The sequence below is a fragment of the Streptomyces sp. MGP-BFMKR1 genome (assembly GCF_057766585.1).
Window position 1 is genome coordinate 2,374,688 of record NZ_CM173408.1, and the last position, 16,849, is coordinate 2,391,536.

10 protein-coding genes are annotated in these 16,849 nt (G+C 73.9%); 6 read left to right on the plus strand and 4 right to left on the minus strand.

Going from position 1 to position 16,849, the window contains the following annotated elements; genetic code table 11:
* Positions 1-42: 42 nt before the first annotated feature.
* Positions 43-2,763 carry an AfsR/SARP family transcriptional regulator gene (locus AC3CHW_RS08785; RefSeq protein ID WP_488470076.1) on the plus strand — a complete coding sequence of 907 codons (2,721 nt, stop codon included), beginning with the start codon at positions 43-45 and terminating at the stop codon, positions 2,761-2,763.
* Between the two features lie 50 nt (positions 2,764-2,813).
* Here AC3CHW_RS08785 and AC3CHW_RS08790 read toward each other — a convergent pair whose 3' ends face one another.
* Positions 2,814-3,857, minus strand: a complete 1,044-nt coding sequence (locus AC3CHW_RS08790; protein ID WP_488470077.1) for an oxidoreductase — start codon at positions 3,855-3,857, stop codon at positions 2,814-2,816.
* A gap of 190 nt (positions 3,858-4,047) precedes the next feature.
* On the opposite strand from AC3CHW_RS08790, the gene AC3CHW_RS08795 reads away from it, so the two are divergent.
* The gene (locus AC3CHW_RS08795) at positions 4,048-4,662 is read left to right on the plus strand and encodes a TetR/AcrR family transcriptional regulator (protein ID WP_488470078.1); all 615 of its coding nucleotides are present in this window, start codon (positions 4,048-4,050) and stop codon (positions 4,660-4,662) included.
* A 189-nt stretch (positions 4,663-4,851) separates the two neighbouring features.
* Positions 4,852-5,598 (plus strand): DUF4232 domain-containing protein, encoded by a 747-nt coding sequence (locus tag AC3CHW_RS08800; RefSeq protein WP_488470079.1) that lies wholly within the window; start codon positions 4,852-4,854, stop codon positions 5,596-5,598.
* A gap of 291 nt (positions 5,599-5,889) precedes the next feature.
* On the opposite strand, the gene AC3CHW_RS08805 is transcribed toward AC3CHW_RS08800, so the two are convergent.
* On the minus strand, positions 5,890-6,420 hold the full coding sequence (locus AC3CHW_RS08805) for a DinB family protein (RefSeq protein WP_459248119.1): 531 nt from the start codon (positions 6,418-6,420) through the stop codon (positions 5,890-5,892).
* Positions 6,421-7,167: 747 nt separating this feature from the next.
* On the opposite strand from AC3CHW_RS08805, the gene AC3CHW_RS08810 reads away from it, so the two are divergent.
* Both AC3CHW_RS08810 and AC3CHW_RS08815 read left to right on the plus strand, forming a co-directional pair.
* Entirely contained in the window at positions 7,168-9,462 is a 2,295-nt protein-coding gene (locus AC3CHW_RS08810; RefSeq protein WP_488470080.1) for a M4 family metallopeptidase, read from the plus strand.
* Between the two features lie 297 nt (positions 9,463-9,759).
* Positions 9,760-11,415, plus strand: coding sequence for a M4 family metallopeptidase (locus AC3CHW_RS08815; RefSeq protein ID WP_488470081.1), 1,656 nt, complete (start codon positions 9,760-9,762; stop codon positions 11,413-11,415).
* 120 nt (positions 11,416-11,535) lie between these two features.
* On the opposite strand, the gene glgP is transcribed toward AC3CHW_RS08815, so the two are convergent.
* On the minus strand, positions 11,536-14,307 hold the full coding sequence (gene glgP / locus AC3CHW_RS08820; protein ID WP_488470082.1) for an alpha-glucan family phosphorylase: 2,772 nt from the start codon (positions 14,305-14,307) through the stop codon (positions 11,536-11,538).
* A gap of 237 nt (positions 14,308-14,544) precedes the next feature.
* Here glgP and AC3CHW_RS08825 point away from each other — a divergent pair, with 237 nt between their 5' ends.
* A complete protein-coding gene (locus AC3CHW_RS08825; protein WP_488470083.1) occupies positions 14,545-15,540 on the plus strand; it encodes a helix-turn-helix domain-containing protein in 996 nt (331 codons plus the stop codon).
* 58 nt (positions 15,541-15,598) lie between these two features.
* Here the strand turns inward: AC3CHW_RS08825 and AC3CHW_RS08830 are convergent, their stop codons facing one another.
* Complete coding sequence (locus tag AC3CHW_RS08830; protein ID WP_488470084.1) at positions 15,599-16,735, minus strand: serine hydrolase domain-containing protein; 1,137 nt, start codon at positions 16,733-16,735, stop codon at positions 15,599-15,601.
* Between the last annotated feature and the right edge of the window lie 114 nt (positions 16,736-16,849).

The following is a 16,849-nucleotide window of genomic DNA, read 5'->3' on the forward strand; positions in this document are numbered from 1 at the left end:
TCCTGGAGGTAATCTGACTCATCTCTTCAGGAGGTTGCGTCAGTGGAGTTCCGGCTGCTCGGAGCGGTTTCCGTGGCTACCGAGGCCGGCGAGTTGTCGGTCGGCCCGGCGAAGCGGCGCAGCCTGCTCACCGCCCTGCTGCTGCGGCCGAACCGGCCGGTGACGGTGGAGCACCTGATGGTCACCCTGTGGGACGACGAGCCGCCGCTGCGCGCCCGTACCGTCATCCAGGGCCACGTGTCGCGGCTGCGGGCGCTGCTCGCCGAGGCGGACGCCCGGGCGTTCGGGGTCGAGCTGGCCACCCAGGGCGCGGCGTACGTGCTGCGGATGCCGGAGAGCCTCCTGGACGCGCACCGCTTCGAGGAGTTGGTGACGCTCGCCGGCAGCCAGCGGGCCAGCGCCGACGCGGTGGCGCTGTACGAGGAGGCGCTGTCGCTGTGGCAGGGGCCGGCGCTGACCGGCGCGTACCCGAGCCCCACGGTGGTGGCCGCGGCCGAGGCGCTGGAGGAGCGGCGGCTGACCTCCGTCGAGCTGCTGGCCGCGGCGTACGCGCGGCTCGGCGAGCACGCCCGGGCCGCCGCCGTGCTGCGCGCGGAGGCCGCGGCCCATCCGCTGCGCGAGTCGCTGTCGGCCGCGCTGATGACGGCGCTCCAGCGGGCGGGACGGCGCTCGGAGGCGCTCGACTGGTACCACCGCACCCGGCGGCTGCTCGCCGACGAGTTGGGCGTGGACCCGGGGCCGGAGCTGGCGGACGCGTACGCGGTGGCGCTGCGCGGCGAGGGGGACGAGGCGCCGCCCGGCCCCGGCGCGGGTGCGCCACGGTTGCCCAGTGCGTCGCCGGGGGCGCCGCTGCCCGGCACGGTGGACCTGTTGCCGCGCATGCCGCGCGGGTTCCACGGGCGCGCGGCCGAGTTGGCCGCGCTGTCCCGGGCCACCGTCGGCACGGCCCCGCTGTGCCTGGTCACCGGGCCGGCCGGGGTGGGCAAGACGGCGCTGGTGGTGCGGTGGGCGCACCGCAACCGCGCCGGGTTCCCGGACGGGCTGCTCTACGCCGACCTGCGCGGCTTCAGCGACACCCGCGAGCCGGCGCACCTGGAGGTGTTGCGGGAGTTCCTGTTGGCGTTGCAGGTCGCGCCGCGGCAGGTGCCCGAGTCGGCGCAGGCCGCGTCGGCGCTGTTCCGCTGCCTGACCGCTGACCGCCAGCTCCTGGTGGTGCTGGACAACGCGCGCGACTCGGCGCAGGCCAGGGAGTTGCTGCCGGGCGGCGCGCGCTGCGTGACGGTGGTCACCAGCCGGAACCGGTTGCACGGCCTGATCGCCTCCGACGCGGCCCGCCCCGTCCCGGTGGACGTGCTGGAGCCGGCGGACAGTACGGCGCTGCTGGCCGCGGTGCTCGGGCCCGAGCGGGTGGCGGCCGAGGAGGCGGCGGCCCGGCGGCTGGCCGAACTGTGTGGGGGGCTGCCGCTGGCGCTGCGGGTGGCGGCGGCGCGCCTGGCGGACCAGCCGGGGTGGTCGCTGGAGGCGATGAGCGCCGAACTGTCGGACGAGTCGCGCCGGTTGCACCTGTTGGACGTGGAGGACACGGGGGTGCGGGCGGCGCTGCGGCTCACCGTGCGCGGGCTGCCCGACGGCGTGGCGCACCACTTCGCGCACCTCGGCCGCTACCCCGGCACCCATGTGGACCGGTACGCGGTGGCGGCGCTGGCCGGCACGGACCCGGAGACGGCCGAGGCCGCCATGGACCAGCTCGCCGCAGCCCACCTCGTCATCCGGACGGCGCCGAACCGTTGGACGCTGCACGACCTGGTGCGGCTGTACGCGCGCGGGCTCGACGCGGATCCCGAGGCCCTGGTGCGGGTGCTCGACCAGTGCGTGGCCACCGCCCTGGCCGCGGCCGGGGCGGCCGAGCCGGGCGAGGAGGAGTGCTTCGCGCTGCCGGTTGACTTCCGCCAGCCGCCGGCGATCCGGGCGTTCGCCGGCCGCGATCAGGCCATGGCCTGGTACGCGGCCGAGCGCGAGGACCTGGCGCTGCTCGCCGGCGCGGCGCACGCGGCCGGCTGGCACGGGCGGGCCTGGCGGATCGTGCTCGGCCTGTGGCCGCTGATGGTGTGGCGGGTGCGGGACAGTTGGGCCCCGCTGCTTGGCCTGGCCCTGGCGGCGGCGCGGGCCGACGCCGAGCCGCGCGGCGAGTCCCGGGTGTTGGCGCTCCTTGGGTGGGTGCTGATCGAGGAGGGCCGGCCACGGGAGGCGGTGGCGCACCTGGAGGCCGCGCCGGACCTGGCCCGCCGGGTCGGTGACCGGCGCGCGGAGGCGACCGCGCTGGTCAACCTGTCGCTGGCGCAGGCGGCGCTGGGCAGCCTCGACGAGGCGGAACAGGGGTGCGTACGGGCCGCGGAGTTGGCCCGCGCCGTCGGCGACCGGCACACCGAGCGGCTGGCTATGTACCACCTGGCCCGGCACCAACTGGACGCCCAGCGCCCACGGGAGGCCCTGGAGACGGCGCTGGCGGCGCTGGGCCTGGCGGGGCAGCCGGACATCTCGGTGGCCTCCCGGGTGCTGCTGCTCTCGGCCGCCGGCGAGGCGCTGCTCGACCTGGGAGAGCGGGACCAGGGCGTACGGCGCCTGGAGGACGCGGCGCGCGAGGCGGAGACGTGCGGTTACGACGACGGCGCGGTGCGGGCGCTCGGCGTGCTGCTGCGGGTGTCGGCGGACGCGGGGGTGCGGGCACGGTACGAGGCGGCCCGGCGGCGCTGCCGGTCGTGAGACGGGGCGGCGGTGAGGCGAGGCCGGCGGTGAGGCGGGCCCCGGCGCGGTCAGTCCGCGCGCGGCGGCTCGGTGGGCCAGGGGTACCGCACGCCGGTGAGCCGTTCCGAGCGGGCCCACAGCCGGTGGGCCGTGGCGGTGTCCTGGAGGGCGCGTTCCCGGGTGCGCAGGACGGGCTGGCCGCGGAGTTGGAGGACGCCGTCGGGCACCACGTAGCCGCCGCCGGGCACGTGGTGGGCGGTGGCGGCGTAGAGGGAGGTCATGGCGCCCGCTGGCGTGGGGCGGAAGGCGGCGCGCACGAGCAACCGGACCAGGAGCCGGTAGGCCCGTCCCCGGGTGTGGTGGGCGCCGCCGGTGAGGACGTTTGAGCGGGTGAGTCCGGGGGCGACCGCGATGCTGCGCAGCCGCAGCCCGCAGGCGTCGGCCCTGCGTTGGAGCTCCTTGGCGAAGTAGAGGTTGGCCCGCTTCGACTGCACGTAGGCGAAGGCCGCTCGGTAGTGGCGCTCGGCGTTGAGGTTGGTCATGTCGAAGCGGGCGAAGCGCTGGCCCTCGCTGCTGACCGTGACCACGCGCGGGTCGGCGGCCGCGAGCAGGTACGGCAGGAGGAGGCCGGTGAGCGCGAACGTGCCGAGGTGGTTGATGCCGAACTGGGACTCGAAGCCGTCGGCGGTCCGGGAGAGCGGCACCATGGCCACGCCGGCGTTGTTGACCAGGAGGTCGACCCGGTCGTGGGGCCAGGCCGTGCCGAAGTCGCGTACGGACGCCAGGTCAGCGAGGTCGAGCACGCGTAGTTCGGCGCGGGCGCCGGGGACCTCGGCGCGCAGTCGCTCCACCGCGGCGCGCCCCCGCTCGGGGTCGCGGCAGGCCAGCACGGTGTGGGCCCCGCTCCGGGCGAGTTCGCGGGCGGTGACGTAGCCGATGCCGCTGTTGGCGCCGGTGACCACGGCCAGTCGGCCCCTCTGGTCGGGGAGCGGGCTCGGCGCCCGGGTGGGGCGCGCGTCCGGGTGGCGGCGGGCGCGTGAGGCGGCGGTCGGCGGGTGGGCCGGGTGGTCGCGCGGCGCGGTGCGGGCTCTTGACGGGGAATGGCGGGACATGGGACCTCGATTCGCGAAGTAGGGAGGGCGGTCGCGCGACGACAGCGCGGCAGAGCAGGGCAACATGACGCGGCGGCGCACGGCACGGCACAGCACGGCGTGACAGGCACGGCACGGCCGCATTGCAACTCAAAGTTGCGATAGCCTGATCCTGCCGCACCGCCCGTCATCAACGCAACAGGGAGTTGCAATGGAGTCTGCCGCCACGCCCACCGGGCGCGCCCCCGCCGTCGGACGCGGCAGCAGGATGCGCGCCGCCGTGCTGCCGGCGACGCTCACCGAACTCGCGACGACCGGGTACGCGGGGCTGACCGTCGAGGGCGTGGCCCAGCGGGCCGGCGTGCACAAGACGACGATCTACCGGAACTGGAAAGACGCTCCCACCCTGGTCGCCGACGCGCTGACCAGCCACTTCGCCACCGATATCCCGATTCCCGACACCGGGACGGTGGCCGGCGACCTGCGCGCGCTGGCCCGGGCGCTCGTCGCCAGCGTGAGCACGCCGGCGGGGCGGGCCCTGATTACCACCGTGCTCGCGGAGGCCGCCCGCCTCCCGCAGCTCGCCGACGTCAAGCGCGCGCTCTTCGACGACCGGTTCCGACGGGCTGAGCCCGTGGTCACCCGCGCCGTGGAGCGCGGTGAACTCCCCGCGGAGACCGACCCCGCCGAACTCCTCAAGACCCTCGCCGCGCCGATCTACTTCCGGCTGGTGTGCACGGGCGAGCCGGTCGACGAGGGCACCGCGGACCGGGCCGCCCAGGTCGCGCTGGCCGCCGCGCGCGCCCGCGCGCTGCCGGCGGTGTGAGCGCCGGGCGCGTGCGAGCCGAAGACCGCCGCCCGGGGGCGTTAGCCGACCCGTTTCCCGCCTGAAGCAGCACGTCAGCGAGACGACAGCCGTGCGTAAGCGAAGCGGCAGCGGCCCCCGACACAGTGGTGTCAACAGCGGAGATGACCACCGCTGAATCCGAACCAGCACAACAGGGGGACCCCCGTCATGCGCACCTCTCGCATCCGCATCGCCGCCGTCGCCGGAGCCACCACCGCCCTCGCCCTCGGCTTCACCGCCTACGCCAACTCGGCCACCGACAGCGGCACCCGGACCCACACCGGCACCGTGGCCCACGCCGCGCCGTACACCAGCACCGGAAGCGTGGAGCAGGCGGCCGGCCAGGTCATCGCGAGCGAGGGCCACGCGCCGTCGGCCACCGGCCAGCAGGTCACCGTGGCGAGCGCCAAGAAGACCGTGACCAGCGCCAAGAAGACCGTCGCGGTCGCCAAGAAGAAGCCCGCGCCGCGGGCCACGAGCACCAGTGTCCGGCAGTGCTCGGGCGACGAGATCTCGTACGACGTGCTGCACCGGTTCCCCAAGCAGCTCGGTGAGCACCTGCTGGTGACGGCGATGAACGCCGACTCCACGTCCTGCTGGGTCACCGCGTCCCCCTCCGTCATGCTCGGCGACACGGTGAACGTGCTGCCGCACTCGAAGAAGGACGCCCCCGGCGGCACCGCCCGCATCACCCTGAAGCCCGGTGCCAAGGTCTACTCGGCCGTCAACCTCTTCGCCGACGGCAAGAAGAAGCGCACCTCCACGGAGCTGTCCCTCGCGCTGCGCGACCAGGGTGGCGACACCGGCCCGGCCGTCGAGCTGAACGCCTTCACCAGCAAGGGCGCGGTCTCGAAGTTCACCTGGTCCAGCGCGGACGTGACGAACTGGAACACCGCCAAGCCGTACGACTTCTAAGCGCGCCCCGCGCGGGCGCCGGTGGTGAGCGGGGGTGACCCCGCCCATCACGGCGCCGGCCGCCACGCGCCGCGCGTTCCGCGTCGAACCGGTACCCCCGAAACCGGCGGCGCGGCCAGCGCGCGGGAGCGGCGGTGCGCGGGGTAGGCGGCGGACCGTGACCGGCCAGCAGTGGGCTGGGGACCATCGGGATCGGGCCGCCGTGGACGGCGGGGTGTGAGTCGGATGCGGCCGGCTCACACCCCGCCGCTGTGTTGTTTCAGCCTCCGCCGTCGGTGTGCCCCGGCGCGCTCACTCGCCCGTGCGGCCGTCCGCCAACTCGCGGGCCACGTCGAGGTGGCCGAGGTGGCGGGCGTACTCCTGGAGGAGGTGGAAGAGGATCCAACCGAGCGTCGGCGCCTCCTCCTCCGTCGAGAACCGGCCACCGAGGCTCGCGCGGCGCTCGGCCGGCACGCCGGCGGCGATCTCGCGCGAGCGCGCCCACTGGCGGCGGTGCTCGGCCAGCACGTCGGCCGGGCTCTCGTCGTCGGCGACGTGCCAGCGGTCGTGTGGCCCGCGGTCCCCCCAGGCGCGCCCCTCGGTCATCGTCGTGCCGCAGAAGCCCCAGACCAGCCAGCGCAGTTCGACGTGGGTCAGGTGCTTGACCAGTTGCAGCGGCGTCCAGCCGGAGGGCAGCCGGCTGGTGCGCAGTTCCCGCTCGCTGAGGCCGTCCAGCTTGCGGTGCAGCGCGTCGCGGTAGGCGTCGAGGTAGCCGTCGAGGAGCGCGCGCTGATCGGTGAGGAACTTGGGCGGTTCGTCGAGTGCGTCAGCGGGGTTCGTCATCTCATGATCGTACGGAAACCGTCCCGGCCGCGGAGGGTCACTTCGCCCGGTTCGCGGTGCGCGGCGTGGCCCGGGTGGCGCGGGTGGTCGGGCGTGGCCTGGGTGCTGGGGCGTGGCCTGGGGTGCGCGCCCGGCTTGCCCGTGGCGGGCGTCGGTGCAACGGCTGTGAGCCCGCCGGCGCCCGCCCCGGCGCTGCCGCCGCCACCGCGCCGCGCGGGCCCGGCGTCGGCCCGGCGGCCCCAGGTGACGGCGTGCCCGGCGCGGTGCGCGGCGGGCGGGCGCCGCCCCGTCGCGCCGGGGCGCGGGGCGCGCCGGGACGCGGCGGCGGGCCACCGGGCGGGGGCCCGGACGGCCACGGCATCCGCTATACGGACGTCACCGTTTCGTCAACGGACGGTTTTTGGACAACTTTTCGACGGCCCCCTGACATGTACATCATTACGGTGGCACTCTTCCCCTCGTCCGCCACGCGGCTCCCCCACGGCACCTCGCCGCGCGTCGGTCGCTCCTCACGTGTCCGGCACATCGGGCCACGCGCTGTCCCCGCAGTCGTACGTCGCCACCGCGCCCCGCCCACGTCACCGCTCCCCGGGCGGCGCCAAGAGCGCCGTGCCAGCGCGCCCGGCCCCCCGTGTCGCACCGTCCCCCCACGCGCTGTCCAGCTCGCTTCGCTCTGCCCGGGCGACCACCCAGCCGCCCGGTCACCCTGGGCCGCCGCCACCGCGGCGGCAGTAGAAGGAGTTCCGCGTGAGACGCACCCCCCATCGACGAACGGCCGCCACCGGCGCGTTCGTCGCGGTAGCCGCCATGCTCGCCGTCGGCGTGCAGGCCGTCAGCGCCACCGCCGACACCGACGGCGCCACCGCCCCCGACGCCTCGGCCCCCATGTCCAGCGTGGCCAACCGCGGCGCGATGCCCGTCAGGCTCTCCCCCGCCGAGCGGGCCGAGCTGCTGCGCGACGCCGACGCCACCAAGGCCGAGACCGCCAGGACGCTGCGGCTCGGCGCGCAGGAGAAGCTGGTCGTCAAGGACGTGTCCAAGGACGCGGACGGCACCACGCACACCCGCTACGAGCGCACCTTCGCCGGCCTGCCGGTGCTCGGCGGCGACCTCGTGGTGCAGGAGACGAAGGCCGGCGCCTTCGAGTCGGTCGCCAAGGCCACCAAGTCCTCGGTGCGGGTGGCCTCGACCACCGCCAAGGTGCGGCCGGCCGTGGCCGAGGAGTCCGCCGAGCGGTTGGCGCGGGCCGACGACACCCGGAAGGCGGAGGCCAGCAAGGCCCCGCGGAAGGTGGTCTGGGCCGCGACGGGCAAGCCGGTGCTGGCGTACGAGACGGTCGTCGGCGGCGTACAGGCGGACGGCACGCCCAACGAGCTGCACGTCATCACCGACGCCACCACGGGCAAGAAGCTCTACGAGTACCAGGGAGTGCACAACGGCACGGGCAAGAGCCAGTACAGCGGCGAGGTGCCGCTGGGCACCGCGGGCAGCTCGGGCTCGTACAACCTGACCGACACCCAGCGCGGCAACCACAGGACGTACAACCTCAACCGGGGCACCTCGGGGCAGGGCACGCTGTTCACCGACGCCGACGACGTGTGGGGCGACGGGACCGGCAGCCACACCCAGACCGCGGCCGTCGACGCGCACTACGGCGCGGCCCTGACCTGGGACTACTACAAGTCCGTGCACGGCAGGTCGGGCATCAAGGGCGACGGCGTCGGGGCGTACTCACGCGTCCACTACGGCAACAACTACGTCAACGCCTTCTGGCAGGACTCCTGCTTCTGCATGACGTACGGCGACGGCTCGGGCAACACCCACCCGCTGACCTCGATCGACGTGGCCGCGCACGAGATGACGCACGGCGTCACCGCCAACACCGCCCGGCTGGTCTACAGCGGCGAGTCCGGCGGCCTGAACGAGGCCACCTCCGACATCTTCGCCGCGGCCGTGGAGTTCCACGCCGACAACCCCAACGACAAGGGCGACTACTGGGTCGGCGAAGAGATCGACATCAACGGCAACGGCACGCCGCTGCGGTACATGGACAAGCCGTCCAAGGACAGCCGGTCCAAGGACAACTGGTACGCGGGCATCGGCAGCATCGACGTCCACTACTCGTCCGGCGTGGCCAACCACTGGTTCTACCTGGCCTCCGAGGGCAGCGGCGCCAAGGTCATCAACGGCATCCCGCACGACAGCCCGACCTACGACAACCAGCCGGTGACGCCCATCGGCCGGGTCAACGCCGAGAAGGTGTGGTTCAAGGCGCTGTCGCAGCGGATGCAGTCCAACACGGACTACAAGGGCGCCCGGGACGCGACGCTGTGGGCGGCCGGCGAGCTGTTCGGCACGAACAGCGTCGAGTACGCGGGTGTCGCCAACGCCTGGGCCGCGGTCAACGTCGGGCAGCGGGTTCCCACGCCGGGCGGCGTGAGCGTCACCGCCCCCGGTGACCAGACCAGCGTCGTCAACCAGGCCGCGAGCCTGCAGATCAAGGCGACCAGCAGCAACACCGGGGCGCTGCGCTACGCCGCCACCGGGCTGCCCGCCGGCCTGACCATCGACGCGGCCAGCGGCCTGATCTCCGGCACGCCGACCACCGTGGGCACCAGCCAGGTGACCGTCACGGTCACGGACGCGGCCGGCAAGACCGGGACCGCGGCGTTCAAGTGGACCGTGAACGACGCGGACGGCGGCGTCTACGAGAACACCAACGACGTGCAGATCCCGGACGGCTACGACGCGGTCAACTCGCCGATCACCGTCAACCGGAGCGGCAACGGCAGCGCGGCCCTCAAGGTCAGCGTGGACATCGTGCACCCCTACCGCGGTGACCTGGTGGTCGACCTGGTGGCGCCGGGCGGCAAGACCTACCGGCTGAAGAACTCCAGCGCGTACGACTCGGCGGACAACGTGAACGAGACGTACACCGTGGACACCAGCGGCGTGGCGGCCAGCGGCACCTGGAACCTCAAGGTGCAGGACATCTACTCCACCGACCGCGGCTACATCAACAGTTGGAAGCTGACCTTCTGACGGACCGCGGCACGCCAGCCCCCGTCCCGTGACCGGCGGTGACGCGGGCCCCTCGACAGGCGCCGCCTGGGGAGAGCACGTTCCCCCAGGCGGCGCCTCTCACTTCTCCCGCTTCGTCCGTTATCCGGAGTTCATCGCACCAACAACGAACAAAATATCGACGCCAGAGCGATGACCCGATGACATGTTCGCGTCTCGTGTGACAGTCTGCCCACGCGCTTCACACCCGCACCTCTTGTGAGACCGGACGGTTCTCTCGCCGCCCGGTCCGACCCCCCACGGCAAGAAGGAGTTCGCGTGAGCACGTCTTCCGGCATACCCCGATCCACCCGCACCCGCCGTACGGCCGCCGCCGCCGGCGCGGTCGCCGCAGCCGCCGCGCTGCTGGCCACGGGCCTGACCACCGGCACGGCCGGCGCCGCCGACGCCGCCGACACGGCGGCCTCGGCCACCCCCGCCAAGCTGAGCCCCTCGCACCGCGCCGAGCTGCTGCGCGAGGCGAACGACACCACCGCCAGGACCGCCAGCACGCTGGGCCTGGGCGCCCAGGAGAAGCTGGTCGTCAAGGACGTCGTCAAGGACGGTGACGGCACCACGCACACCCGCTACGAGCGCACCTTCGCCGGCCTGCCGGTGCTCGGCGGCGACCTCATCACGCACGAGACCAAGGGCGGCAAGCTCAAGGGCGTCACCAAGGCGACGAAGGCCACCATCAAGGTCGCCTCCACCAAGGCGAAGCTGGCCCCGTCCACCGCCGAGCGGGCCGCGATCAAGGCCGCGCGGGCCGACGACGCCAAGCTGGCCAAGGCCGACAGGGCGCCCCGCAAGGTGATCTGGGCCGCCGACGGCAAGCCGACCCTGGCCTACGAGGCGGTCATCGGCGGCCTGCAGGCCGACGGCACGCCCAACGAGCTGCACGTCATCACCGACGCCAACACCGGCAAGGAACTCTTCACCTTCCAGGGCGTCAAGAACGGCACCGGCTCCAGCCAGTACAGCGGCGAGGTCGAGCTGGGCACCGCCAAGGAGGGCAGCGGCTACACGCTGACCGACGGCGAGCGCGGCGGCCACAAGACGCTGAACCTGAAGAACGGGCAGGGCAGCCAGGGCGAGGCGTTCACCGACGACGACGACAAGTGGGGCACCGGCAAGCCGGAGGACGCCCAGACCGCCGCCGTCGACGCGCACTACGGCGCCGCCCTGACCTGGGACTACTACAAGTCCGTGCACGGCCGCGACGGCATCAAGGGCGACGGCCAGGGCGCCACGTCCAACGTGCACTACGGCCAGAACTACTCCAACGCGTTCTGGCAGGACTCCTGCTTCTGCATGACCTACGGTGACGGCGAGGGCAACACCCACCCGCTGACCTCGATCGACGTCGCGGCCCACGAGATGACCCACGGCGTCACCTCGGCCACCGCCAACCTCACCTACAGCGGCGAGTCCGGCGGCCTGAACGAGGCCACCTCCGACATCTTCGCCACGGCCGTCGAGTTCAACGCCAAGAACGGCGAGGACGTCGGCGACTACCTCATCGGCGAGGAGATCGACATCCGCGGCGACGGCAGCCCGCTGCGGTACATGGACAAGCCCTCCAAGGACGGCAGCTCGCTCGACAACTGGGACGAGAACGCCGGCGACGTGGACGTCCACTACTCGTCCGGCATCGCCAACCACTGGTTCTACCTGGCCTCCGAGGGCAGCGGCGCCAAGGAGATCAACGGCGTCACGTACGACAGCCCGACCGTCGACGGCTCCAAGGTCGAGGGCATCGGCCGGGACAAGGCCGAGAAGATCTGGTTCAAGGCCCTGACCACCTACATGACCTCCAACACCGACTACGCCGCCGCGCGCGAGGCCACCCTCAAGGCGGCGACCGACCTGTACGGCGCGGACAGCGCCGAGGTCAAGGGCGTGGACGCGGCCTGGGCCGGCGTCGGCGTCAAGTAACGCACCCGGCACGCGAGGCGGCGGGCCCGGCAGGGCACCGCACCCGCGCGCACGGCGGGCCCGGGGATCACCTCCCCGGGCCCGCCGCACGTCGCCTCCGTTCGACCGCGCGCCGGCGGCTCAGCGCATCAGCAGCCCGGCCTCCTCGCCGGTGCGCTCCGTCGGCGCCGCCACCAGGCCCAACTCGGCCCTGCTGGCCAGGAGTTCGTGACAGGGCAGGATGCGGACGGTGTACCCGTAGGGTCCCGAGCGGTCGAGGGCGAGCGGGCCCGCGTACGACCAGTGCCCCTCCAGGCTCGGCCCGCCGACCGGCTTGAGCGGGACGGCGCGGGCGGCGCCGATCCGGTCGGCCTCGTCCACCGGGCCGGCCAGGGCCTGCACCTCGACGTCGTCCGGCGTCAGGTCGCCGAGCGAGACCCTGACCCGCAGCGTCAGCGTGGTGCCCAGCTCGACGGTGGCGCACTCCCCCTCGTTCGGCGCCCCGGCGTCGACCTCCTCCGGGGCGGGCCCGGGCGGCGCGCCGGGGGCGGTCGCCTCGGGTGGCTCGCTCTCGGCCTTGACGTGGTCCACCGCGACGCTCGGCCAGGCCGCCCGCACCCGGGCCTTCCACTGGGCGAGTTCCCGGGCGGCCACTCCGCTGGTCGCGCGGTGGGCCCGGGCGGCCGGCACGTACAGCTTCTCCACGTACTCGCGCACCATCCGCCCCGCCAGGACCTTGGGGCCCAGCGTCGTGAGGGTGCGGCGCACCATGGCGAGCCAGTGGTCGGGCAGGCCGCTGGCGCCGCGCTCGTAGAAGCGGGGGGTGATCTGGTGGGCCAGCAGGTCGTAGAGGGCCGCGGCCTCCAGCGCGTCGCGGCGGTCCTGGTCGGCCTCGGCGGACTCGCCGACGGCGGCCGAGGCGTCGGCGGTGGGGATGGCCCAGCCGAAGTCCGGGTCGTACCACTCGTCCCACCAGCCGTCCCGTACCGACAGGTTGAGGCAGCCGTTGAGGGCGGCCTTCATGCCGGAGGTGCCGCACGCCTCCAGTGGGCGCAGCGGGTTGTTGAGCCAGACGTCGCAGCCGGGGTACAGGCGCTGGGCCATGGCCATGCCATAGTCGGGCAGGAAGACAAGACGGTGCCGCACCCGCGGGTCGTCGGCGAACCGGACCAGCTCCTGGATCAGGCGCTTGCCGCCGTCGTCGGCCGGGTGCGCCTTGCCCGCGACGACGATCTGCACCGGCCGCTCGGGGTGCAGCAGCAGTTCCGTGAGCCGGTCCCGGTCGTGCAGCATCAGGGTGAGCCGCTTGTACGCCGGGACGCGGCGGGCGAAGCCGATGGTGAGCACGTCCGGGTCGAGGACGCCGTCGATCCAGCCGAGTTCGGCGCGGTCGGCGCCGCGCTGCCGCCAGGAGGCGGCGAGGCGTTCGCGCACCTCGACGACGAGGCGCTCGCGCAGCGTGCGGCGCAGCGCCCACAGGTCCGCGTCGGAGGTGTGCGCCGTCGCGTCCGCCGGTCGGGCGCCGGGGTCGGTCGCGGTGCGCTCGGCCACCCGCGCGCCGAGCCCGGCCACCTCGGGCGCGACCCAGGTCGGGGCGTGCACGCCGTTGGTGATGGCGGTGATGGGCACCTCGGTGGCGTCGAACCCGGGCCACAGGCCGGCGAACATCTCGCGGCTGACCTGGCCGTGCAGCGTGGAGACGCCGTTGGCGCGCTGGGCCAGCCGCAGCCCCATCACGGCCATGTTGAACAGGCCGTCCTCGCCGCCGGGGTAGGTCTCCTGGCCGAGCGCCAGGACGCGCTCGACGGGCAGCTCGGTCAGTTCGCCGCCGTCGCCGATGTGGCGGGCGATCAGCTCGCGGTCGAAGCGGTCGATGCCGGCGGGCACGGGGGTGTGGGTGGTGAAGACGGTGCCGGCGCGCACGGACTCCAGGGCGGTGTCGAAGTCGGCGCCGCCGGCGATGAGTTCGCGGATGCGCTCCAGGCCGAGGAAGCCGGCGTGCCCCTCGTTGGTGTGGAAGACCTCGGGCGCGGCGTGTCCGGTGCGCGCGCAGTACGCGCGCACGGCGCGCACCCCGCCGATGCCGAGCAGCATCTCCTGGAGCAGCCGGTGTTCGCTGCCGCCGCCGTAGAGCCGGTCGGTGACGTCCCGCTCGCGCTGCGCGTTCTCCTCCACGTCGGAGTCGAGCAGCAGCAGCGGCACCCGGCCCACGCTGGCCTGCCAGACGTGCGCGCGCAGCGAGCGCCCGCCCGGCAGCGCGAGGGTGATGTGCGTGGGGCGGCCGTCCACCTCGCGCAGCAGCGTGAGCGGCAGCTCGTTCGGGTCGAGCACGGGGTAGTGCTCCTGCTGCCAGCCGTCGCGGGAGAGGGTCTGCCGGAAGTAGCCGTGCCGGTAGAGCAGCCCGACGCCGATCAGCGGCACGCCGAGGTCGCTGGCGGACTTGAGGTGGTCGCCGGCGAGGATGCCGAGGCCGCCGGAGTACTGGGGCAGGGCGGCGGTGATGCCGAACTCGGGCGAGAAGTACGCGATGGCCCGCGGCAGCGCGCCCGGCGCGGGGTCGCCGCCGCCGGCGGTCTCGCCCTGGGCGGTCCCGCCGTCGGCCGACCGCCGCTCGACCTGCTGTTGGTACCAGCGGGGTCCGGTCAGGTAGGCGCGCAGCTCGTCGGCGGCGGCGGCGAGGCGGCGTACGAACTCGGGGTCGGCGGCGAGGCGGGCCAGCCGGTCGGCCGGGACCGAGCCGAGGAGCCGCACCGGGTCGCCGCCCGCGGCCCGCCAGCCGTCCGGGTCCAGTGCCTGGAACAGCTCGCGGGTCTCGGGGTGCCAGGACCAGCGCACGTTGCGCGCGAGGTCGCTGAGCGGTCTGAGGGAGTCCGGGAGGACGGGGCGCACGCTGAAACGACGAATGGCCTTCACGCTCCGACGGTAGCGGCGGCCACCCGGCCGATTCGCCCATATCCGCCAAATTTCTGCGTGTCTGTAGGCAGCCACGCTATTTATCCGTTCTGCGACTGCCTGAACGGGTGACCCCACCCCGCGCGGGGGCGCCCACGGGGGCGTGCGCCCGTTCGGCGTGTGCGGAAGCCCGGCCCGCCGCTGCCTGCCACTGGCAGGGGCAGGCAGCGAGGGCGGCGCTGACGGAGACTGGGGCGCATGGACACACCAGCCGAGTTGGGAAACTTCCTGCGCAGCCGCCGCGCCCGGCTCCAGCCCGCCGACGTCGGGCTGGTCTCCTACGGGGGCCAGCGCCGGGTGCCGGGGTTGCGCCGCGAGGAGCTGGCGCAGCTCGCGGGCGTGAGCGTGGCGTACTACACGCGGCTGGAACAGGGCCAGAGCGGCAACGCGTCGGACGGCGTCCTGGACGCGCTCGCCCGCGCGCTGCGCCTGACCCCGGACGAGCACGCGCACCTGCGCAACCTGGCCCGCCCCGGGCGCGCCGCGCGCCGCCCCGCCGCGCGCCCCGCCACGGCCCGCCCCGCCACCCGTCAGCTCATCGCGGCGATGGGCGCGGTGCCGGCGCTCGTGCTGGACGCGCGGTACGACGTGCTGGCCTGGAACCCACTGGGGCACGCGCTGCTCGCCGGGCACCTGGACGCGGGGGCGCCGGAGCGGCCCGCCGAGCGCCCGAACACGCAGCGGCTACTCTTCCTCGACCCGCACGTGCGCGAGCTGTACCCGGACTGGGAGTTCGAGGCGCGGCGCGCGGTCTCCTCGCTGCGCCTGGCCGCCGGCGAGCACCCCGACGATCGCCAACTGGCCGAACTGATCGGCGAGTTGACCATGAAGAGCCCCGAGTTCGCCGCGCTGTGGTCGCGGCACCCGGTGCGGGGCTGCACCAGCGGCGTGAAGGTGTTCCACCATCCGCTGGTGGGGCCGCTGGAGCTGGCGTTCCAGATGTTGCGGCTGCCCGACTCCGGTGGGCAGGGCGTGCTGGCCTTCAGCGCGGAGCCGGACTCGGCCTCGGACGCGGGCCTGCGGCTGCTGGCCGGGTCCGTGGCGACCGCGCCGAGCGCGTCGCCGGCAGCGGGCGCGTCGTCGACGTCGGGCGCGTCGTCGACGTCGGGCGCGTCGTCGGCAGCGGGCGCGTCGTCGGCGGACCGGGTGCCGGGCCCGGCTCCGGCCCGAGGCGGAGGTCGCCCCGCGCGCTAGCCGCGCCGCGCCCGCCCGTCACGGCGGGCGCGGGGGACACCGTTCGCGGGCGGCCCGCTCATCCGCTGAGGCGGACGCCGAACTCCGCGTCGATGACCCGGAAGAGGACGTCCCAGCTCTTCCACTCGGTGTTGGTCTGGAGGGAGAGGGTGTGCTCGCCGTCGGCGGTGGCCACCGTGTAGAAGAGGCATCCCCAGAAGCTGCCGCCCACGCCGCGCAGCGTCAGGCCGCCCGTGACCGCCCGGTCGAACTCGAACACGCCGAGGCCGTACCGGGTGTGCGGCGTCCAGTTGCCCCCCTCGGTGGAGACCGTGGTCCACATCGCGCGGTGCTGCTCCGGCGGCAGCAGGGTGCCGCCGGCCAGTGCGCCGACGAACCTGATCATGTCGCCGGTGGTGGAGACGACGTTGGCGGGCGCCCACGAGGTGTTGTACTCGGTCACGTCGAGGGGGTCGAGCCCGGGTTCCTCCATCACCGACTCCCAGTTCTCCGGGGTGACCGCGGCCGGGTCGGTGCCGTCCTTGTAGAACAGCGTGGAGTAGGCCCGCGGATGCGGATCGGGGTACCGCGCGTCGTGGGCGGAGCGTACGGAGGTGTCGGTCAGGCCGAGCGGCTGGATGACGCGGCGTTCGATCTCCTCGGCCAGACTGTTGCCGGTGACCTTCTCGATGAGGGCCTCGGCGACGTAGAAACCTCCGTTGGAGTACGCGAAGCGCTCACCGGGGGCGCCGACCGGCGGCTGTGACACCGTCATGGCGAGCAGTTGCTCGGTGGTGAACGCGTCGAAGCGGTGCTCCGCGAACGCGGCCCGGGTGGCGTACCGGCTGGTCAACTCCGGTGCCATGCCGGTGGAGAACAGGCCGCTGGTGTTGCTGAGCAGGTGCCTGATGGTGATCTTGTCGCCGTCGTAGCCGTTGTGGTCGAGCACGCCAGGCAGCCACGCGTTGACCGGGTCGTCGATGCTCAGCCTGGACTCGGCCGCCAGCGCCAGCAGCACGGTGGCGATGAACGCCTTGCCGCCGCTGCCGGTGTGCGCGTACTCGCCCGGTCGGCGCGGGGCGCCCGTCCGCAGGTCGGCCACGCCGGCGGCGCCGAACCACCTCCGGTCGCCGTCCCTGACGTCGGCGACGATGCCGGGTACACCCGCCTCGGCCACCGCCCAGTCCAACGCCCGCTGCACCTCGATGTCGCTCATGTTCGCTGCTCCCGCCCCGTTGAGGATCTTCACGACGCGGTGAAAATTACGTTGCGTACACGAACTCGTCAATCAACGACGAGCCCTCTTAACAGCGAACTAGCAGCTCAGAGC